Below are 19,410 nucleotides of genomic sequence, written 5' to 3'. Positions count from 1 at the left end.
CGCAAATGAGTTACATGTTGTTGATCGTCGAACCGCGGGGCCAACGCGCGGCGCGCACGCGAGCCGAAGGCGAGGCCCTGTACGAGCGGATGCGTCATTTCGCCGGCGAGCTTCAGTCGCGCGGCGTGCTGATCGGCGCCGAATCGCTCGTGTCCGACGACAAATCCACGCGCGTGCTGGTGCGCAACGGCGAGGTGCGCCTTGTCGACGGGCCGTACGCCGAGGCGAAGGAAATGGTCGGCGGCTTCTTCCTGCTCGATGTCGAGACGCAAGGCGAGGCGCTCGCGATTGCGAAGGGTTGCCCCGCCGCCGAATGGTGCTCGGTGGAGGTTCGCGAGATCGGGCCGTGCTTCCGGTAAGCGCTCGCGAATCGACGCGAGCGGCGGCAGCCGGACATCGCATGCCCGGCGAGGGTAGGGGTTTCCCCTGATTCCGCGCGCCCCGTGTCGAGCGGGGATCGCGTCGCCCGTCGTAGGGACAGGACGCCGGATCGCGCGTCCTGTCATCTTCGAAAGGAGAGAGCGATGCGTTTCATGATCATGGTGAAGGCCAATGCGACGAGCGAGTCAGGCGCGATGCCCGATGCGTCACTGATCGTCGCGATGGCGACCTATCACGAAGAACTGGCGAAGGCGGGCGTGCTGCTCGACGCGGCCGGCCTGCAACCGTCGTCGAAAGGCTGGCGCGTGCGCTACTCGGGCGGCAAGCGCGCCGTCATCGACGGCCCGTTCGCCGAAACGAAGGAGTTGATCGCCGGCTACACGCTGATCCAGGTGCGCTCGCGCGACGAGGCGCTCGAGTGGGCCCGCCGCTTTCCCGCGCCGTTCGGCGAGCGCGAGGACGGCGAGATCGAAGTGCGGCAACTGTTCGAGCTCGACGATTTCGAGCCGGGCGACGCGGTTGACCGGTTCCGCGAGCTCGAGAGCAAGCTCGGCTGACGATAGCGGCGGGAGCGACAGGAGACGGCAATGGTCCAGATCGTGGTGATCGCAGGCGCAGTGGTGTTCGCGCTGGCGCTGCTGCTGATGCTGTATGCGGCATCGCGCCCGGGTACGTTTCGCGTCGAGCGCAGCGCGCGGATCGATGCGAGCGCCGCGCGCATCTTTCCTTATCTGGCGGACCTGCGCCGCTTCAACGCGTGGAATCCCTACGAGCGCAAGGATCCGACGCTGCACGGCGAGTACGGCGCGGTGACGTCGGGCGTCGGCGCGAGCTATGCGTGGACGAGCGAGAAGGTCGGCGTCGGTCGCTTCGAGATCACCGAGCTCACCGAGCCGTCGCACCTGACGATGCGGCTCGATTTCGTGAAGCCGTTCGACGCGCACAACGTCGCCGAATTCACGCTGCGCCCGGACGGCGACGCGACGGTCGTCACGTGGGCGATGCACGGGCCGTCGCCGTTTCTGTCGAAGCTGATGCAGGTGTTCTTCAGCATCGACAAGATGGTCGGCACGGACTTCTCCGCGGGGCTCGCGAACCTGAAGGCGCTCGCCGAAGGGCGCGCATGACGGACGCCGCCGTTCACCGAGCGATCGACGCCGTCTGGCGGATCGAGGCCGCGAGAATCATCGCGCATGTCGCGCGGCTCGTGCGCGACGTCGGCGTTGCCGAAGAGCTCGCGCAGGACGCGCTCGTCGCCGCGCTCGAGCACTGGCCGGACGGCGGCGTGCCGGACAATCCGGGCGCGTGGCTGATGACGGCCGCGAAGCGCCGCGCGCTCGATCATCTGCGGCAGAACGTGCTGCATGCGCGCAAGCGCGAGCAGATCGGCCTCGATCTCGAGGCGATCGGCGCGCACGTCGCGCCGGACGTCGCCGACGTGTTCGAGGCGGCGCGCGACGACGACATCGGCGACGATCTGCTGCGGCTCGTGTTCACCGCGTGCCATCCGGTGCTGTCGACCGATGCGCGCGTCGCGCTGACGCTGCGGCTGCTCGGCGGGCTGACGACGGGCGAGATCGCGCGCGCGTTTCTCGCGCCCGAGCCGACGATCGCGCAGCGAATCGTGCGCGCGAAGCGCACGCTGTCGGCGGCGAAGGTGCCGTTCGAGGTGCCGCGCGCGCCGGAGCGCGCGGCGCGGCTTGCTTCGGTGCTCGAAGTGATTTACCTGGTCTTCAACGAAGGCTATTCGGCGACGGCGGGCGACGACTGGATGCGCCCCGCTCTGACCGACGAAGCACTGCGGCTCGGCCGCGTGCTCGCCGAGCTTGCGCCCGACGAGAGCGAGGTGCACGGGCTCGTCGCGCTGATGGAGATCCAGGCGTCGAGGATGCACGCGCGCGTCGACGCGCAAGGGCGCCCCGTGTTGCTGCTCGACCAGGACCGCGGCCGCTGGGACCCGCTGCTGATCCGGCGCGGGCTCGCCGCGCTCGCGCGCTCCGAGGCGCTCGGCGGCGCGAGCGGGCCGTATGCGCTGCAGGCGGCGCTCGCCGCGTGCCATGCACGGGCGCGCAGCGCCGACGATACCGACTGGGCGCAGATCGTCGCGCTCTACGACGCGCTCGCGCAGGTCGCGCCTTCGCCCGTCGTCGAGCTGAATCGCGCGGTTGCGGTCGGCATGGCGTTCGGGCCGGCGGCGGGGCTCGAGATCGCCGATGCGCTTGCGGCCGATCCGGCGCTTGCGCGCTATCACTGGCTGCCGAGCGTGCGCGGCGATCTGCTCGCGAAGCTCGGGCGGCGCGACGAGGCGCAGGCGGAGTTCCGGCGCGCGGCCGACATGACGCTCAATGCGCGCGAGCGCGAGATGCTGCTTGCGCGCGCAACGGAGCGGTGAGGCGGCGCGTGCGGGCGGCGCGCGGATAATCTGTTGTTCAACCGCCTCGCCCACAAAAATGCGGACAGGTTCCCGATACATGTCGAGCCGATTCACGTAGCCTTCCGCAAACCACCACCCCCTCACGCGAAACATCGACACGCGGCACATCATCACCGCGCCCCCGCCGCAACGTCGCGTTCGCATCGAAGCTCTCCCGTCTCCCAAAAATACATCGCACTCCGAATCGGAACTTGCGCGACGCCGTCGACTCCCACGGTCGCGCGTCGCGTCATCGCACAACCTACTCGCTCGGCGCATCGCGCCGATTCTCAATTGCAAGTTACGACTCGAACGGAAAAGGGTATGGCTGAAGAACAACAAGCGAAAATCATCAACGAGGGCAGGCGCGGGTTTCTCGCGCGTTCGTCGGCATGGCCGGTGGGGATGCTGATGATGCCGCTTGCCGGTTGCGGCGACGGCGATGGCATCGTGTCGTCCGCGCACGCGCAGGATGCGCCGCAGCCGTCAGGCGCGGGCTATACGATCGATCGCTCGATCCAGTCGCCGAATCAGGATTCGCGGGTGCGCACGCTCGTGCTGCATTACACCGCGCAGACGCTCGCGGATTCGATCGTCTCGCTGACGAGCCCGCAGCGGCAGGTCAGCTCGCACTATCTGGTGCCCGATGCGGCCGACGGCGGCCAGCGCTTCAAGGTCTTCGAGCTCGTGCCCGAAGCACGCCGCGCATGGCACGCGGGCGTCAGCTACTGGCAGGGCGACCGGATGCTCAATGCGGGCTCGGTCGGCATCGAGATCGTCAATCTTGGTTTTCCGCCGGAGGACGAAAACCTGCCGCTGATGAACCGGCGCTGGTATCCGTATCCGGACGCGCAGGTTGCGGTGTTCGGCGCGCTCGCGGCCGACGTCGTCGCGCGGCATCAGGTGCTGCCGCACAAGGTCGTCGGGCACTCGGACGTCGCGCCCGGCCGCAAGACCGATCCGGGGCCGCTGTTCCCGTGGAAGACGCTCTACGATCAATACAGGATCGGCGCGTGGCCGGAGACGGAAGCCGTCGATTACTACCGTACCAACCGGCCGTTCGCGGGCGACGTCGCGAGCCTGCAGTCGAGGCTGCTCGCATACGGCTACGACGCGCCGCAGACGGGCACGCTCGACGCGCGGACCGTCGACGTCGTGTCGGCGTTTCAAATGCACTTTCGGCCGTCGCGCTACGACGGCGTGCCGGACGTCGAAACCGTCGCGATTCTCGATGCGCTGCTCGAGAAGTACTTCAGCCGCGGCCGAGCGATCAACAAGCAGGCGCGGCCGGCCACGACCGCGCCGGAGGGCGAGAAGGGCAGCGACGTGTGGCCGCTCGCGCCCGCGTCGTCGCGCTGACGCGGCTCACGCCTGCATGCCGTGCTGCGCCGCGACGCGACGCAGCACGGCCATCGTTCGGCCCCGCCGCTCCCGCCTGCGTCGCCGCGACGACTATCGACGACATTGAAAAAGCCTATTGGGTGAGTCGCGCGCGAGCGCCTAGATTGAAATGCACGGTGCCTCAGCGGCGGCAGCCGAGCTGCGCATCGTTCCCCACAATCGTTCATCCGGTCCGGCGCCGCGCGCGCCGGCATCGGACACGGAGGCGCAGATGGCACAGCTCAAGGGCAGCAAGACCGAAGAGAACCTGAAATACGCGTTCGCCGGAGAGTCGCAGGCGAATCGCCGCTACCTGTATTTCGCATCGAAGGCGGACGTCGAGGGACAGAACGACATCGCCGCGCTGTTCCGCTCGACCGCCGAGGGCGAAACCGGCCACGCGCACGGCCACCTCGAATATCTGGAAGCGGTCGGCGATCCGGCGACGGGCTTGCCGTTCGGCTCGTCCCGCCAGAACCTGCAATCGGCGATCGCGGGCGAGACGCACGAGTACACCGACATGTACCCGGGCATGGCGAAGACCGCGCGCGAAGAAGGCTTCGACGAAATCGCGAACTGGTTCGAGACGCTCGCGAAGGCGGAACGCAGCCACGCGAACCGGTATACGAAAGCGCTCGAAGGGCTCGTCGACTGAGCGCGGCGCGCGCGGGCGCCCCCGGCCAGCGGACGCGGCCGCGCGAGCGCGCGTCGCCGCGAGTTCCGGCGCAACGCGCGCGGCCGCGCACAACGTGATGGAGCCGCCCCATGTCCCACCGAGAAGGCAGTCTGGAGGCCCCGACCCGGCACCCGCTCGATTGGCGCTCGGACGCGTTCTACGATCAGGCCGCGATCGACGGCGAGCTCACACGCGTGTTCGAGATCTGCGCCGGCTGCCGGCGCTGCGTGTCGCTATGCGGCGCGTTTCCGACGCTGTTCGATCTCGTCGACGAGACCGATACGGGCGAAGCCCATGCGGTCGATCCGAAGTCTTTCGGCAAGGTCGTCGACCAGTGCTACCTGTGCGACCTCTGCTACATGACGAAATGCCCATACGTGCCGCCGCATCCGTGGAACGTCGACTTTCCGCATCTGATGCTGCGCGCGAAGGCAGCGCGCTACAAGCGCAACGACGTGAAGCTGCGCGACAAGCTGCTGTCGAACACCGACATGCTCGGCCACTTCGCCGGCATCCCGATCGTCACGCAGACAGTCAATGCGGCGAACCGCACGCCTGCGATGCGCAGCGCGCTCGAAGCGACGTTCGGCGTCGACCGGCGCGCGTGGCTGCCGCCGTTCGCGTCGCGCAAGTTCCGTCGCGCCGCGCAGCGCTCGCCCGTCTCGCCGCCGTCGGGCGACGGCGAGCGCACGCCGGGGCGCGTCGCGATCTACGCGACCTGCTACGTGAACTACAACGAGCCCGGCATCGGCCATGACCTGCTCGCGGTGCTCGCGCACAACGGCATCCCGTACGAGCTCGTCGCGAGCGAGGCGTGCTGTGGGATGCCGCTGCTCGAACAGGGCAATCTCGACGGCGTCGCCGCGAAGAAGGCGGTGAACATCCCCGTGCTCGCCCGCTACGCGCGAGAAGGCTATGCGCTGCTCGGCGCGATTCCGAGCTGCGTGCTGATGTACAAGAGCGAGCTGCCGCTGATGTTTCCCGACGATCCCGACGTGCGCGCGGTCGCCGACGCGTTCTGGGATCCGTTCGAGTACGTGATCGCGCGCCACCGCGACGGGCTGCTGAAGACCGATTTCAGGCATGAGCTCGGCACCGTGTCATATCACGTGCCCTGCCATGCGCGGGTGCAGAACATCGGGCGCAAGACGGCCGACGCGCTGTCGCTCGTGCCGGGCACGAAGGTGAACGTCGTCGAGCGCTGCTCGGGCCACGCGGGCACGTTCGGCGTGAAGCAGGAATTCCACGAGCAGGCGCTGAAGATCGGCGCGCCCGTGTTCAAGTCGATCGCGGAGCAGACGCCCGACTACATGTCGTCCGATTGCGCGCTCGCGGGACACCACATCGAAGAGGGCATCGGCGCGAAAGGCGTCGAGCCGCCGCCCTTCGCGCATCCGCTCACGCTGCTGCGCAAGGCTTACGGCGTCTGAGCGTACCGGACGAGGGCCATCACATGACGCTCACCCGCGATTCGCTGTTGACGCTCGAAGCGTACGCGAAAGTGCGCCGCCACGAGCATGCGCGCGTGATCGAGCACAAGAAGCGCCGTGCGGTATCGATCGGCAATCATCTGCGCCTGCTGTTCGAGGACGAGACGACGATCCGCTATCAGATCCACGAGATGCTGCACATCGAGAAGATCTTCGACGAGGACGGCATCCAGGCCGAGCTCGACGCGTATCTGCCGCTCGTTCCGGACGGCAGCAATTTCAAGGCGACGCTGCAGATCGAATACGAAAACGAAACGCAGCGACGCGCGGCGCTCACGCGCCTGATCGGCATCGAGGATCGCGTGTTCCTCGTCGTCGACGATGAGACGCCCGTCTATGCGGTCGCCGACGAGGACCTCGAACGCGACACCGCGGAGAAGACGTCCGCCGTGCACTTCCTGCGCTTCGAGTTCGGCGATGCGCTGAAGGCGAGGCTCAAGGCGGGCGCGCCGCTATCGATCGGCTGCGACCATCCTAACTATCCGGTACAAACGACGAGAATTGATCCGGACGTTGCCGCCTCGCTCGCCCGCGATCTGGACTGAGCGCGCGAGCGCGCGGCAAGCGTCGACGGGGCTGGCATCGACCGCATTCAATCAATTATGAGATTGCGCGTAATGAAAAGTATAACGATCGAAAAAGGATTTACTTACCGATTCATAAACAATTTGTCACGTATTTTCCCTTAATTTACCGATGTTGCAACGGCATCGGAAAATGCTTCCGCTAAGCGTGGGAGCTAGTGCGGGAACCCGTCTTCAAGGTAGTTTTCATCTTCCCTTCAGCCTTGCTGGACGGGACTCTCGAGCCGGCAGAGATAAAAACGTCATAAAAATTGAAAAGAAAAGCTGACCCTGCTTGGCGACTTTCTTGTTTCAGTGCGTAACATGACGCTGTTGTCATATTGAGATAAACCCTGATGATGGTATGCTTCATGCACAAAAAATATCGCATACGAGTGAGACAGTGGTTCGTGCGTCATCGTCGGGAGCCGCGGCACCTTGTTTGTGCCTAGTGCGCCGACGTGCACAACCGAATAGCGTCCATGTGCAACCTGGCCGCGGTCACGAGCGCGATTTGCTCGCGGCCGTGCCGCCAATCGCAGCCCGGCCTGGCTGCGTGGAGAGATCTATGTTCTTCGATGAGCTAAACGATGAAGAGTGGGCCCGTCTGTCGACGTTGATCGCCGATGAACCCATCCGACTGAACCGACGGGGCCGTCCGCGCGCGGAGAATCGGGTCGTCGCGAACGCGGTGCTGTGGATTCTCACCACGGGCGAGCCGTGGTCGAAACTGCCCGGCCGCTATCCGTCAGGCCCGACGTGCCGGCGCCGCTTCGAAGAATGGCTTGCGAGCGGCACGCTCGGCGAGATGGTGAGAGTGCTGTCGGAAGAGAGCGGTCGCGCGTTCGCCTACGTGCCGCCGCCGCCCGAGCCCGTCGCGCCCGTGCGGCGCGCGGAGCCGGCCGCCGATTGCGATCGCCTGCGCGGCGTGTTCTGGCAGAACCCCGAGTCGTGGCAATTGCCTGTCGCTCAGGCGGATGTCTGCCGTCCGGGCGCGGGCGTGAATGTCCACCGCTTCGCGAGCGACGACGATGAAGACGGGGCGCGCGACGCCGAGGCGCCGGATCATCACGGCTTCGCCGTGCCGGGCGCGCCCGTGCGCGATCATGGGCACGGCCGCGCGCATGCCGCGTCGTTCAGCTTCGCCACGCACGCGCCGCAAACCGAAACCTATCGCGGCTATACCGTGTACGGCATTGCGCAGCCCGTGCAGAACCTGATGTATCGCGCGTGGGCGGAGATCGTGCGGGACGATCGGCGCGTCGAGCGCTCGGGTCTCATCGGTCCGCGTTTCACCGATGCCGAATCGGCGGAGCAGTATGCGCTCGATTGGGCGCGTCAATGGATCGATCGTCAATGCGCGGGCGCGCCGAATGCGCGCGAGGCGTCGGCGCCCGTTGCCGGGCAGGCCAGCAAATCGGTGCCGACGATCGCCGGGCTGTCCGCGCTCGCGATGGCCGAAACCAACATCAAGCACTTCGCGGCCGAGCGCCGCCGCGCGCTGGCGGAAGGCCGCGGCGATGCGTCGCAAGCGCAGATCGACCGGCACGAGTACGCCTATCGCGTCGGTTGAACGAGGCAGCGCCTCTCGCCGCGCGGCCCGCTCGCACGCGGGCCGCGCGGTCGCTTCGGCGCGGCCGTTCCGTCAGTGCCGTCCATAGTTGTCTTCGAAGCGGACGATGTCGTCTTCCCCGAGATACGAGCCCGATTGCACCTCGATCAGTTCGAGCGGCATCTTGCCGGGATTCTCGAGCCGATGCGACACGCCGAGCGGAATGTAGGTCGATTCGTTCTCGGACAGCAGGAAAGTTTCGTCGCCGCGCGTGATGCGCGCGGTGCCGCGCACGACGATCCAGTGCTCCGCGCGATGGTGATGCATCTGCAGCGACAGGCGCGCGCCCGGCTTGACGACGATCCGTTTCACCTGGAAGCGCTCGCCGCTGTCGACCGAGTCGTAATGTCCCCACGGGCGATGCACTTTCCGGTGATCGGACGCTTCCGTGCCGGATTCCGCCTTCAGGCGACCGACGATTTTCTTCACGTCCTGCACGTGCGCGCGATCGGCGACGAGGATCGCATCGGGCGTCTCGACGACGACGAGATCCTGCGTGCCGACGCAGGCGATCAGGCGTCCTTCCGAATGCGCGAACGTCGACGATGCCTGCTCGAAGCACACGCGGCCGCGCGCGACGTTGCCTTCGGCGTCCTTGTCGCTGATCTGCCAGAGCGCGTCCCACGACCCGACGTCGGACCAGCCGGCGTCGAGCGGCACGACGGCGCCCTCGCACACCGCGGGCAGGTTCGACAGCGGCTCCATCACCGCGTAGTCGATCGAGTTCGACGGCGACGCGGCGAAGCTGTCGCGATCGACGCGGAAGAACGGACCGTCGTCGCTGCCGAGCGCGACTGCGCGCGCGCATGCGTCGTGGATCGCGGGCTGGAAGTGGCGAATCGCCTTCAGCCATACCGATGCGCGGACGATGAAGATGCCGCTGTTCCACCAATATTCGCCTGACGCGACATATTGCCGGGCGAGTTCGAGATGCGGCTTTTCGACGAAGCGGTCGAGCTTCCTTGCCGCGACGCCGAGCTCGGCGTCGCTCGCGCTCGCGTGCGCGCCGACGCGGATGTAGCCGTAGCCCGTCTCCGCGCGCGTCGGCACGATGCCGAGCGTCGCGATCATTCCTTGCTCGGCGTAGCGCACGCCTGCGGCGACCGCCTGCTGGAAGCGCGCGACGTCGGCGACCGCGTGATCGGCGGGCATCACGGTCAGGACCACGTCGTCGCCGCCCGCGACCGCGCGCAGCGCGGCGATCGTCAGCGCCGGCGCGGTGTCGCGGCCGAGCGGCTCGAGCACGAGCGTCGCGTCCTTGCCCGCGAGCCGTAATTGTTCGGCGGTCGTGAAGCGATGCTCCTCGCCGCATACGACGATCATTCGTTCGGACACCGGATGAGCGCCCGCCAGGCCGTCGAGGCGGCGCGCGGTCGATTGCAGCAGCGATTCGTCGCCGAGCAGATTGATTAGCTGCTTCGGATGACGCTCGCGCGACATCGGCCAGAGGCGCGTGCCCGAGCCTCCGGCCAATATGACGGGTTGCACGGCGACGCGCGTGCCGGCGGCGCAAGCGGACCGGGCGTCCGCGGCGAGCGTGGCGTTCATGATCACTCCTCGAGTACAAGACTGTCCCGACGTTGTAGCACGACGTAAATCGACAATAAAAGAATCGCGCGGATCGGAAAGATTGTCGGATGACTATCGTGCGGTGCATAAAAATTGCACGGGATGCGCACGAACAAATGAATAAAAAATTAGAAAAATATTGGGTGCCAACCGGAGGAAGCCGCTCAGGCAAAGGCGATCGGGCCGATTTTCATATCTTCTGGTTGTCTATCGGGACGATTGATTCGGAAAAACATGCTGGTCGAAAATCGGCATGCCGACGAAAAAATTTCCGATTATTTTTAGAAATACTTGTGCGCTTGCGGGAGGAATTTTCTTCCCGGTTCAATAACGGCATGCAATGTTTGAATCGGATGCACGTCGACGGGATGGGTGCGGCCGGTTTCCGTCTCACGAGGAATAACCATGTTGAGCGTGCTGGCCAGGATGATCGATATCGCGATGGCAGTGGCGGGTGCAATGATCGCCGCCATGATCCATCGCGGCGGCTTCGTGTGGCTCGACGAACTGCAACGCACGGTCGTCGTGTTCGACTGCATGCTCGTCGTCGTGTTCTTTCCGGCGTTCGGCATTTATCAGTCGTGGCGCGGCAAGCCGGTGTTCGGGCTCATGTGGCGCGTGTCGGTCGCATGGCTCGTCGTCGAGGGCGCGGGCATCCTGATGAGCTTCAGCGTTCACCATGCGGGCGAACTGTCGCGCTTGTGGCTCGGCTACTGGGCGATGGCGGCGATCACGCTGCTCGTCGCTTCGAAGGCCTGCGTGTACGCGGTGCTGCGGCAACTGCGGCGCGGCGGCTACAACCACAAGTCGGTTGCGATCGTCGGCAGCGCGCAGGCCGGCGCGACGAAGCGTCTCGTCGCCCACATGCGGGCGCGTCCGGATGCGGGCTTCAATCCGGTGTGCATCTACGACGAGCATGGCGACGCGTCGATGGCGGGCGCCGACGGCATCGCGATCGAGCGCCGCTTCGCAGACCTCGTGCGCCGCGTGCGCGGCCGCGAGATCGGCGAACTGTGGCTCGTGCTGCCGCTGTCCGAAGAGCCGCAGATTCATCGGATCGTCACCGAGTTCCGAAACGATTTCGTCAACATTCGTTTCGTGCCGGACGTACGCAGCCTGTCGTTCTTCAATCAGGAAGTCATCGAGCTGCTCGGCGTGCCCGCGATCAATCTCGCCGCTTCGCCGATCACCGACGTGCGGATCCTGCCGAAGTTCGTGTTCGACCGGCTGTTCGCGCTCGGCGCGCTCATGATGCTGTCGCCCGCGATGCTCGTGATCGCGATGCTCGTGAAGCTCACGTCGCCCGGCCCGGTGTTCTTCCGGCAGAAGCGCAAGGGCATCGACGGCAACGAGTTCGAGATCTACAAGTTCCGCTCGATGAAGATGCATCAGGAGGCGGCGGGGAAGGTCACGCAGGCGAAGAAGAACGATTCGCGCGTGACGCCCTTCGGCCGCTTTCTGCGCCGCACGAGCCTCGACGAGCTGCCGCAGTTCATCAACGTGCTCAAGGGCGAGATGTCGGTGGTCGGCCCGCGTCCGCACGCGCTCGAGCACGACGACATCTACAAGGATCTCGTCAAGGGCTACATGTTCCGCTACCGGATCAAGCCGGGCATCACCGGCTGGGCGCAAATCAACGGCTTTCGCGGCGAGACCGACCGCATCGAGAAGATGATGGGCCGCGTGAAGCTCGATCTGTACTACATGCAGAACTGGTCGTTCTGGCTCGACATCAAGATCGTCGCGCTGACGCTGTGGAAAGGCTTCACCGGCAGCAACGCGTACTGAGCGCGGCAACGCGTTTTACGACTCACTGGGTAAAGAGGTTCGACAGATGAATCTGACTATCATCGGCAGCGGTTATGTAGGGCTCGTCACGGGCGCGTGTCTCGCCGACATCGGCCACGACGTGTTCTGTCTCGACGTCGATCGGAAAAAGATCGACATCCTGAACGGCGGCGGCGTGCCGATTCACGAGCCGGGCCTCAAGGAGATCATCGCGCGCAACCGCTCGGCGGGCCGCCTGCAGTTCTCGACCGATGTCGAAGCGGCCGTCGCGCACGGCGACGTGCAGTTCATCGCGGTCGGCACGCCGCCCGACGAGGACGGCTCCGCGGACCTGCAGTACGTGCTCGCCGCGGCGCGCAACATCGGCCGCCACATGAAGGGCTTCAAGGTGATCGTCGACAAGTCGACGGTGCCCGTCGGCACGGCCGAGCGCGTGCGCGCGGCCGTCGCTGACGAGCTGAAGGCGCGCGGCGACGACTCGATGTTTTCGATCGTGTCGAATCCGGAGTTCCTGAAGGAGGGCGCGGCGGTCGAGGATTTCACGCGGCCGGACCGGATCGTGATCGGCTGCGACGACGACGTGCCCGGCGAGCGCGCGCGCGAGCTGATGAAGAAGCTCTACGCGCCGTTCAATCGCAATCACGAGCGCACGCTCTACATGGACGTGCGCTCGGCCGAGTTCACGAAGTACGCGGCGAACGCGATGCTCGCGACGCGCATCTCGTTCATGAACGAGCTCGCGAATCTCGCGGACCGCTTCGGCGCTGACATCGAAGCGGTGCGGCGCGGGATCGGCTCCGATCCGCGCATCGGCTATCACTTTCTGTACGCGGGCTGCGGCTACGGCGGCTCGTGCTTTCCGAAGGACGTCGAAGCGTTGATCCGCACGGCGGCCGAGCACGGGCAGGCGCTGCGCGTGCTGCAGGCGGTGTCCGCCGTCAACGACGAGCAGAAGCACGTGCTCGCGCGGAAGGTCGTCGCGCGCTTCGGCGAGGATCTGACGGGCCGCCGCTTCGGCGTGTGGGGCCTCGCGTTCAAGCCGAACACCGACGACATGCGCGAGGCGCCGAGCCGCGCGCTGATCGCGGAGCTGCTGTCGCGCGGCGCGCACGTTGTTGCCTACGATCCGGTCGCGCAGGCCGAGGCGCAGCGCGTGCTCGCGCTCGATCTGGGCGACCGCGAGCACGTGCTCGGGCGACTCGCATTCGCCGAGGACGAAGCGCAGGTCGCGCAGGACGCGGACGCGCTCGTGATCGTCACCGAATGGAAGGCGTTCAAGAGTCCGGATTTCGTCGCGCTCGGCAAGCGCTGGAAGACGCCCGTGATTTTCGACGGACGCAATCTGTACGAGCCAATCGCGATGCGCGAGCTCGGCATTGAGTACTACCCGATCGGGCGGCCCGGCACCGCGCAGCGCGCGGCGTCGGGCGACCGGAACGATGCGCGCGCAGCGCGCGCGGGCGCGTGAGCGATCGGCACGGGTTCGAGCATGTTTCGTCACATTCTGATCGTATGCCGCGCGAACGTGTGCCGAAGTCCGGCCGCGGAGCTGCTGTTCAGGTCGATGGCGCTGCGCAAGCCGCTTTCGTTCCACTCGGCGGGCATCGCCGCGAACGACGGCGACGGCATCGATCCGACGATGTCGCGCCTGCTCGCCGAGCGCGGCGTCGACGCGGCGCCGCATCGTTCGCAGCGGCTGAGCCGCGCGCTCGTGCGCGCCGCGGATCTCGTGCTCGTCACCGAGCGCCGGCAAATCGCCGAGGTCGAGACGATCGATCCGTTCGCGCGCGGCAAGGTGCATTTGCTCGGCAAATGGGAGGGCGCGGAGATCGCCGATCCGTACGGCGGTCCCGAGGCCGATTATCGGGAGAGCTACACATTGATCGAACGTCTCGTTCAAGGATGGTTGCAAAAGATATGCTGAATCGTTCGCTTAGACCCCTGATGCTCGCCGTCGCGGCCGCCACGCTGTTGCAGGCGTGCGCGACGGCGCCCGGCAACTATCTCGACACGTCGCGTCTCGACGACAAGGATGCGCAGTCTGCCGAGCATTACAACGTGCAGCTCATCACCGCGCAACTGGTCGCATCGCAGGCCGACGCGCAGCGCAAGGAGCAGCAGCCGCTGCCGCCCGCGCGCTTCGTCGATCCGACGCAGTACGTGTACCGGATCGCGCCGCAGGACATTCTCGGCGTGACAGTCTGGGATCACCCGGAGCTCACGACGCCGCAGGGCCAGTCGTTCTCGAGCGGCGGCAACACGACGCAGACGGTCGCGGGCGCGCTGCAGCAACCATATGCGAACGCGCTGCCCGGCCAGGCCGATCCGTACGGGCAGACGGTGATGTCCGACGGCACGATCTATTTTCCGTTCGTCGGCCGCCTGCGTGCGGCGGGCAAGACGGTCGGCCAGGTGCGCGACGAGCTTGCGGCGCGGCTTGCGCGTTACGTGAAGAATCCGCAGGTCGACGTGCGCGTGCTGTCGTATCGCAGCCAGAAAGTGCAGGTGACGGGCGAAGTGAAGACGCCCGGCCCGCTCGCGATCACCGACGTGCCGCTCACGCTCGTCGATGCGATCACGCGCTCGGGCGGCTCGACGAACGAGGCCGATCTGCAGCGCGTGCGCTTGACGCGCGAAGGCAAGTTCTACCAGCTCGACGCGAACGGCATGCTCGATCGCGGCGATGTTTCGCAGAACGTGATGCTGCAGCCGGGCGACATCGTCAACGTGCCGGACCGCGGCGACAGCCGCGTGTTCGTGATGGGCGAGGTGAAGACGCCCGCGACGGTGCCGATGCTCAAGGGACGCCTCTCGATCGCCGACGCGCTCACGGCGGGCGGCGGCATCCTCGACACCGATGCGAATCCGCGCCAGGTGTACGTGCTGCGCGATCTGCAGGACAAGCCGAACACGCCCGACATCTTCCGCCTCGACATGACGCAGCCCGACGCGCTGATGCTGTCGAGCCGCTTCCGGCTGAAGCCGCTCGACGTCGTGTACGTCGGCACGGCGGGATCGGTGCGCTTCAACCGCCTGCTGCAGCAGATTTTCCCGACGATCCAGTCGATTTACTACATGAAGCAGATCACGCGCTGATCGGTCCCGGGCCGTCGCGCGCGGCCCGCCTCAACCTCAAGCGGGAATGCATGGTGAATACGCAAGCGAAACATCCTTATGCCGACCTCGCGGTGAAGACCGACGAGGAAGACGTCGTCCTGGGTCAGATGATCCAGGTGATTCTCGACGATATCTGGCTGCTCCTCGGCATCGCGTTGGTCGTGATCGCGCTCGCCGGGCTCTACTGCTACGTCGCGAAGCCGATCTATTCGGCCGATGCGCAGGTGCGGGTCGAGGCGAGCGACAACACGTCGCAAGCGCTCACGCAGACGCAGACGGGCGCGATGATCAACAGCGGGCCGCCGACGCCGCCCACCGATGCCGAAATCGAGATCATCAAGAGCCGCGGCGTCGTCGCGCCGGTCGTCGAGCAGTTCAAGCTGAACTCGTCGGTGAGCCCGAACACGTTCCCGATTCTCGGCGCGATCGCGGCGCGGCTCGCGACGCCGGGCCATCCGGCCAAGCCGTGGCTCGGGCTGTCCTCGTACGCGTGGGGCGGCGAGGAGGCGAACGTCGATTCGATCGACGTGACGCCCGCGCTCGAAGGCAAGAAGCTGACGCTCACGGCCGGCGCGGACGGCGCCTACACGCTCGCCGATCCGGACGGAGCCCTGCTCGTGCGCGGCAAGGTCGGCGAGAGCGAGCAGGGCGGCGGCGTGACGATCAGCGTGTCGAAGCTCGTCGCGCGGCCCGGCACGCGGTTCACGGTGATCCGGCAGAACGATCTCGATGCGATCACCGCGTTCCAGTCTGCGATCCAGGTGACGGAGCAGGGCAAGCAGACGGGCGTGATCCAGATCTCGCTCGAAGGCAAGGACCCCGAACAGACCGCGCAGATCGCGAACGCGCTCGCGCAGTCGTATCTGCATCAGCACGTGACGAGCAAGCAGGCCGAAGCGACGAAGATGCTCGAGTTCCTGAAGAACGAAGAGCCGCGCCTGAAATCGGACCTCGAGCGCGCGGAGGCGGAGCTCACCCAGTATCAGCGCACGTCGGGCTCGATCAACGCGAGCGACGAAGCGAAGGTCTATCTCGAAGGCAGCGTCCAGTACGAGCAGCAGATCGCCGCGCAGCGGCTGCAGCTCGCGGCGCTCGCGCAGCGCTACACGGACGAGCATCCGCTCGTCGTCGCGGCGAAGCAGCAGCTCGGACAACTCGAGGCGGAGCGCGCGAAGTACGACGGCAAGTTCCGCGGGCTGCCGGCGACCGAAGTGAAGGCGGTCGCGCTGCAGCGCAACGCGAAGGTCGCGGAAGACATCTACGTGCTGCTGCTCAACCGCGTGCAGGAGCTATCGGTGCAGAAGGCCGGCACGGGCGGCAGCATCCGCCTCGTCGATGCGGCGCTGCGCCCGGGCGTGCCGGTCAAGCCGAAGAAGGTGCTGATCCTGTCGGCGGCGACGCTGCTCGGCCTGATTCTCGGCACGAGCGTCGTGTTCCTGCGCCGCAACCTGTTTCATGGGATCGAGGATCCGGATCGCGTCGAGCGCGTGTTCAACCTGCCGCTGTACGGCCTCGTGCCGATGAGCGCGGAGCAGACGCGATTCGATGCTGCGGACAAGGGCAACCGCGTGCGGCCGATTCTCGCGTGCGCGCGGCCGAAGGATCTGAGCGTCGAGAGCCTGCGCAGCCTGCGCACCGCGATGCAGTTCGCGCTGATGGACGCGAGGAACCGCGTGATCGTGCTGACGGGCCCGACGCCCGGCATCGGCAAGAGCTTTCTCGCGATCAATCTCGCCGCGCTCGTCGCGCATTCGGGCAAGCGTGTGCTGCTGATCGACGCGGACATGCGGCGCGGCACGCTCGACCGCCATTTCGGAACGGGTGGGAGAAGCGGCCTGTCGGAGCTGCTGAGCGACCAGGTCGCGCTCGAAGAGGCGATTCGCGAAACGTCGGTGCCGGGGCTGTCGTTCATTCCGTCGGGCGCGCGCCCGCCGAATCCGTCGGAGCTGCTGATGTCGCCGCGTCTGTCGCAATACCTCGACGGCCTCGCGAAGCGCTACGACATGGTGATCGTCGATTCGCCGCCGATTCTCGCCGTCACCGATGCGACGATCTTCGGCGAGCTTGCCGGCTCGACGTTCCTCGTGCTGCGCTCGGGCATGCACACCGAGGGCGAGATCGGCGACGCGATCAAGCGGTTGCGCACCGCGGGCGTGCAGTTGCAAGGCGGGATCTTCAACGGCGTGCCGGCGCGCACGCGCGGCTACGGCCGCGGCTATGCGGCCGTGCACGAATATCTGAACGCATGACGCGGGCTCTTCTGCGATCGACGAGGTGACGATGAAAATTTCCGTACTCGTGCCGACCTACCGGCGTCCCGCGGATCTTGCGCGCTGTCTGGTCGCGCTGCAGCGGCAGCGCGTCGCGCCCGACGAGGTGATCGTCGTCGCGCGCCCCGACGACGACGCGACGCACGAGCGGCTCGCCGATCCGGGCGTATGCGGCGCGCTCGCGCTGCGGATCGTGACGGTCGACGTGCCGGGACAGGTGGCTGCGCTCAATCGCGGGCTCGACGCCGCGCGCGGCGACGTGGTAGCGATTACCGACGACGACGCCGCGCCGCGCGCCGACTGGATCGAGCGGATCGGCACGATTTTCGCGGCCGATTCGCGCGTCGGCGCCGTGGGCGGCCGCGACTGGGTGCACGAGAAAGGCCGGCTGCTCGACGGCGAGCAGTCGCTCGTCGGCAGGCTCACGATGTCGGGCAAGATCATCGGCAATCATCATCTCGGCGTCGGCGGCGCGCGCGAAGTCGATACGCTGAAAGGCGCGAACATGAGCTACCGCCGCGCGGCGATCGAGGGCCTGCGCTTCGACACGCGCCTTCGCGGCGCGGGCGCGCAGACGCACAACGACACGTCGTTCAGCATGGGCGTGAAGCGCGCGGGCTGGAAGCTCGTCTACGACCCGGCCGTCGCGGTCGACCATTACCCGGCCGAGCGCTTCGACGACGACCGCCGCGACGCCGCGTCGATGGCCGCGCTGTCGAACGCCGCGTACAACCTGCATCTGACGTTGCGCGAGCATCTGCCGCCCATGCGGCGCGAGATCGCATGGTGGTGGTGGACGTTCGTCGGCACCCGTGCGTATCCGGGGCTCGTGCACGTCGTGCTGACCGCCGCGGCGAAGAACGGCGCGAGCATGCGCGCGCGCTGGCGCGCGGTGCGGCAAGGCGCGCACGACGCGCGACGCATGGCGCCCGCGCCTCACGCCGGCGTTGCGCAATGAGCGACACGTTGCAGATTCAATCGATTCGGGCTGGAGTTTTCGCATGACCGTCACGAAGGTTCACGTTCATCTGTTTTACGGCGCCGATCCACGCACCTATCGCAAGGGCGACGATATCGGCTGCCTGTACGGCTATCACCATGCGGAGTCCGAAGAGTTCACATTGACGTATTCGCGCGACGCGCGCGAGGGTCGGCTCGTCGGCATCGGCCGCCGCGCGCTGAAGTACGCGCTCGGCTTCGATCTGATGCATGCATGGCGCAATCGCGCCGAGCTGCTGGAATCCGACGTGATCTGGACGCACACCGAGCAGGAGCATCTTGCGGCCGCGTTCGTGCTGAAGCTGTCCGGCGCGCGCGGCGCGAGGCCGCTGCTGCTCGCGCAAAGCGTCTGGCTGCTCGACAAATGGCCCGGCTATGGCTTCGTGCGCCGCTGGGCGTACCGGAAGCTGATCGGCCGCGCGGACGTGCTGACGACGCTCGCGCGCAACAACGCCGAGCTGTGCCGCCGCTACCTGCGGCGCGACGCATTGCAGGTGTACTACGGGCTGAACACGCAGGATTTCCCGATTGGCGCGCCGGATGCCTGGTCGCCGCACCGGCCGCTGCGCATCGCCGCGATCGGCAACGATCGCGATCGCGACTGGAAGACGTTCGTCGGCGCGTTCGGCGGCGATTCGCGCTACGACGTGCGGCTCGCGACGCGCCGCCGGATTCCGCGCGCGCTGCATGCGCCGAACGTCGAGATCGCGCCCGCATCGGGCATCGTCAAGCAGCGCGAGCTGTACGACTGGGCGGATCTGATCGTCGTGCCGCTGCGGCCGAACCATCACGCGTCGGGCATCACGGTGATGCTCGAGGCGGCGGCCGTCGGCAAGCCGATGATCGTCACCGACGTCGGCGGGCTGCGCGACTATTTCCCGCACGGCACCGCGACCTACGTGCAGCCGTTCGACGCGCCCGCGCTGCGGCGCGCGGCCGACGCGCTCGCCGCGCGGCCCGACCAGGCGCTCGCGCGCGCGCAGGCGGCCGCGCGCCGGTTGCGGGAACGCGATCTGACGACGCAGCAGTTCGCCGCGCAGCACGTGCGGATCACGCGCGATCTGCTCACGCGCCGCCGCGCGCAACAGGCGGCCGAGGCGGCGCTGTCGTTCGCCGATTCGCGTTCGCGCTCGAACGGTTGAGGACGGCTGC

The 19,410-nt window shown here is 66.9% G+C and carries 18 protein-coding genes; 16 read left to right on the top strand and 2 right to left on the bottom strand.

The window, feature by feature from the left end:
* Positions 1 to 5: 5 nt before the first annotated feature.
* From AQ610_RS29685 to AQ610_RS29645, 9 genes are all read left to right on the top strand, one after another.
* Complete coding sequence (locus AQ610_RS29685) at positions 6 to 359, top strand: YciI family protein (RefSeq protein ID WP_009915739.1); 354 nt, start codon at positions 6 to 8, stop codon at positions 357 to 359.
* A gap of 165 nt (positions 360 to 524) precedes the next feature.
* The gene (locus AQ610_RS29680) at positions 525 to 938 is read left to right on the top strand and encodes a YciI family protein (RefSeq protein WP_009915738.1); all 414 of its coding nucleotides are present in this window, start codon (positions 525 to 527) and stop codon (positions 936 to 938) included.
* Positions 939 to 968: 30 nt separating this feature from the next.
* On the top strand, positions 969 to 1,508 hold the full coding sequence (locus tag AQ610_RS29675) for an SRPBCC family protein (protein WP_006027963.1): 540 nt from the start codon (positions 969 to 971) through the stop codon (positions 1,506 to 1,508).
* Entirely contained in the window at positions 1,505 to 2,773 is a 1,269-nt protein-coding gene (locus AQ610_RS29670) for an RNA polymerase sigma factor (protein ID WP_006027962.1), read from the top strand. Before AQ610_RS29675 ends, AQ610_RS29670 begins: the two co-directional genes overlap by 4 nt.
* A 345-nt stretch (positions 2,774 to 3,118) precedes the next feature.
* Complete coding sequence (locus AQ610_RS29665; RefSeq protein WP_006027961.1) at positions 3,119 to 4,153, top strand: N-acetylmuramoyl-L-alanine amidase; 1,035 nt, start codon at positions 3,119 to 3,121, stop codon at positions 4,151 to 4,153.
* Positions 4,154 to 4,406: 253 nt separating this feature from the next.
* A complete protein-coding gene (locus AQ610_RS29660) occupies positions 4,407 to 4,829 on the top strand; it encodes a rubrerythrin family protein (protein WP_009915736.1) in 423 nt (140 codons plus the stop codon).
* Between the two features lie 110 nt (positions 4,830 to 4,939).
* Positions 4,940 to 6,280, top strand: a complete 1,341-nt coding sequence (locus tag AQ610_RS29655) for a heterodisulfide reductase-related iron-sulfur binding cluster (protein ID WP_006027959.1) — start codon at positions 4,940 to 4,942, stop codon at positions 6,278 to 6,280.
* Positions 6,281 to 6,303: 23 nt separating this feature from the next.
* On the top strand, positions 6,304 to 6,885 hold the full coding sequence (locus tag AQ610_RS29650) for a DUF3501 family protein (protein WP_006027958.1): 582 nt from the start codon (positions 6,304 to 6,306) through the stop codon (positions 6,883 to 6,885).
* Between the two features lie 586 nt (positions 6,886 to 7,471).
* Positions 7,472 to 8,476, top strand: a complete 1,005-nt coding sequence (locus tag AQ610_RS29645; RefSeq protein WP_006027957.1) for a DUF6566 family protein — start codon at positions 7,472 to 7,474, stop codon at positions 8,474 to 8,476.
* A gap of 72 nt (positions 8,477 to 8,548) precedes the next feature.
* Here the strand turns inward: AQ610_RS29645 and AQ610_RS29640 are convergent, their stop codons facing one another.
* The gene (locus AQ610_RS29640; protein ID WP_009915734.1) at positions 8,549 to 10,063 is read right to left on the bottom strand and encodes a mannose-1-phosphate guanylyltransferase/mannose-6-phosphate isomerase; all 1,515 of its coding nucleotides are present in this window, start codon (positions 10,061 to 10,063) and stop codon (positions 8,549 to 8,551) included.
* Positions 10,064 to 10,365: 302 nt separating this feature from the next.
* Positions 10,366 to 10,557, bottom strand: coding sequence for a hypothetical protein (locus AQ610_RS37100; protein ID WP_162486726.1), 192 nt, complete (start codon positions 10,555 to 10,557; stop codon positions 10,366 to 10,368).
* Between AQ610_RS37100 and AQ610_RS29635 the strand changes: the two genes are divergently transcribed.
* From AQ610_RS29635 to AQ610_RS29605, 7 genes are read left to right on the top strand one after another with little or no spacing between them, the layout of a single operon-like run.
* Positions 10,490 to 11,872 carry an undecaprenyl-phosphate glucose phosphotransferase gene (locus AQ610_RS29635; protein ID WP_009915732.1) on the top strand — a complete coding sequence of 461 codons (1,383 nt, stop codon included), beginning with the start codon at positions 10,490 to 10,492 and terminating at the stop codon, positions 11,870 to 11,872. The two genes, AQ610_RS37100 and AQ610_RS29635, sit on opposite strands and share 68 nt — an antisense overlap.
* A 46-nt stretch (positions 11,873 to 11,918) precedes the next feature.
* Positions 11,919 to 13,340 carry a UDP-glucose dehydrogenase family protein gene (locus AQ610_RS29630; RefSeq protein WP_006027954.1) on the top strand — a complete coding sequence of 474 codons (1,422 nt, stop codon included), beginning with the start codon at positions 11,919 to 11,921 and terminating at the stop codon, positions 13,338 to 13,340.
* A gap of 21 nt (positions 13,341 to 13,361) precedes the next feature.
* A complete protein-coding gene (locus tag AQ610_RS29625) occupies positions 13,362 to 13,796 on the top strand; it encodes a low molecular weight protein-tyrosine-phosphatase (protein ID WP_006027953.1) in 435 nt (144 codons plus the stop codon).
* On the top strand, positions 13,790 to 14,968 hold the full coding sequence (locus AQ610_RS29620; RefSeq protein ID WP_043282921.1) for a polysaccharide biosynthesis/export family protein: 1,179 nt from the start codon (positions 13,790 to 13,792) through the stop codon (positions 14,966 to 14,968). The genes AQ610_RS29625 and AQ610_RS29620 overlap by 7 nt, the downstream gene beginning before the upstream one ends.
* Positions 14,969 to 15,018: 50 nt before the next feature.
* Positions 15,019 to 17,238: a polysaccharide biosynthesis tyrosine autokinase gene (locus tag AQ610_RS29615; RefSeq protein WP_006027951.1), complete on the top strand. Its 2,220-nt coding sequence runs from the start codon at positions 15,019 to 15,021 to the stop codon at positions 17,236 to 17,238.
* Positions 17,239 to 17,269: 31 nt separating this feature from the next.
* The gene (locus AQ610_RS29610; protein WP_009915731.1) at positions 17,270 to 18,217 is read left to right on the top strand and encodes a glycosyltransferase family 2 protein; all 948 of its coding nucleotides are present in this window, start codon (positions 17,270 to 17,272) and stop codon (positions 18,215 to 18,217) included.
* 43 nt (positions 18,218 to 18,260) lie between these two features.
* On the top strand, positions 18,261 to 19,400 hold the full coding sequence (locus AQ610_RS29605) for a glycosyltransferase (protein WP_043282920.1): 1,140 nt from the start codon (positions 18,261 to 18,263) through the stop codon (positions 19,398 to 19,400).
* Positions 19,401 to 19,410 lie beyond the last annotated feature (10 nt).

This window comes from Burkholderia humptydooensis (assembly GCF_001513745.1).
Lineage (GTDB): Bacteria > Pseudomonadota > Gammaproteobacteria > Burkholderiales > Burkholderiaceae > Burkholderia > Burkholderia humptydooensis.
This window is presented reverse-complemented; position numbering and strand designations above follow the sequence as displayed.

What these genes read in the sequence shown, in the direction of transcription:
- AQ610_RS29630 (WP_006027954.1), top strand. Translation starts at nt 11,919, where the DNA reads ATGAATCTGACTATCATCGGCAGCGGTTATGTAGGGCTCGTCACGGGC.
- AQ610_RS29625 (WP_006027953.1), top strand. Translation starts at nt 13,362, where the DNA reads ATGTTTCGTCACATTCTGATCGTATGCCGCGCGAACGTGTGCCGAAGT.
- AQ610_RS29685 (WP_009915739.1), top strand. Translation starts at nt 6, where the DNA reads ATGAGTTACATGTTGTTGATCGTCGAACCGCGGGGCCAACGCGCGGCG.
- AQ610_RS29655 (WP_006027959.1), top strand. Translation starts at nt 4,940, where the DNA reads ATGTCCCACCGAGAAGGCAGTCTGGAGGCCCCGACCCGGCACCCGCTC.
- AQ610_RS29605 (WP_043282920.1), top strand. Translation starts at nt 18,261, where the DNA reads ATGACCGTCACGAAGGTTCACGTTCATCTGTTTTACGGCGCCGATCCA.
- AQ610_RS29660 (WP_009915736.1), top strand. Translation starts at nt 4,407, where the DNA reads ATGGCACAGCTCAAGGGCAGCAAGACCGAAGAGAACCTGAAATACGCG.
- AQ610_RS29620 (WP_043282921.1), top strand. Translation starts at nt 13,790, where the DNA reads ATGCTGAATCGTTCGCTTAGACCCCTGATGCTCGCCGTCGCGGCCGCC.
- AQ610_RS29640 (WP_009915734.1), bottom strand. Translation starts at nt 10,063, where the DNA reads ATGAACGCCACGCTCGCCGCGGACGCCCGGTCCGCTTGCGCCGCCGGC.
- AQ610_RS29680 (WP_009915738.1), top strand. Translation starts at nt 525, where the DNA reads ATGCGTTTCATGATCATGGTGAAGGCCAATGCGACGAGCGAGTCAGGC.
- AQ610_RS29675 (WP_006027963.1), top strand. Translation starts at nt 969, where the DNA reads ATGGTCCAGATCGTGGTGATCGCAGGCGCAGTGGTGTTCGCGCTGGCG.
- AQ610_RS29610 (WP_009915731.1), top strand. Translation starts at nt 17,270, where the DNA reads ATGAAAATTTCCGTACTCGTGCCGACCTACCGGCGTCCCGCGGATCTT.
- AQ610_RS29645 (WP_006027957.1), top strand. Translation starts at nt 7,472, where the DNA reads ATGTTCTTCGATGAGCTAAACGATGAAGAGTGGGCCCGTCTGTCGACG.
- AQ610_RS29650 (WP_006027958.1), top strand. Translation starts at nt 6,304, where the DNA reads ATGACGCTCACCCGCGATTCGCTGTTGACGCTCGAAGCGTACGCGAAA.
- AQ610_RS29670 (WP_006027962.1), top strand. Translation starts at nt 1,505, where the DNA reads ATGACGGACGCCGCCGTTCACCGAGCGATCGACGCCGTCTGGCGGATC.
- AQ610_RS29635 (WP_009915732.1), top strand. Translation starts at nt 10,490, where the DNA reads ATGTTGAGCGTGCTGGCCAGGATGATCGATATCGCGATGGCAGTGGCG.
- AQ610_RS37100 (WP_162486726.1), bottom strand. Translation starts at nt 10,557, where the DNA reads ATGGCGGCGATCATTGCACCCGCCACTGCCATCGCGATATCGATCATC.
- AQ610_RS29615 (WP_006027951.1), top strand. Translation starts at nt 15,019, where the DNA reads ATGGTGAATACGCAAGCGAAACATCCTTATGCCGACCTCGCGGTGAAG.
- AQ610_RS29665 (WP_006027961.1), top strand. Translation starts at nt 3,119, where the DNA reads ATGGCTGAAGAACAACAAGCGAAAATCATCAACGAGGGCAGGCGCGGG.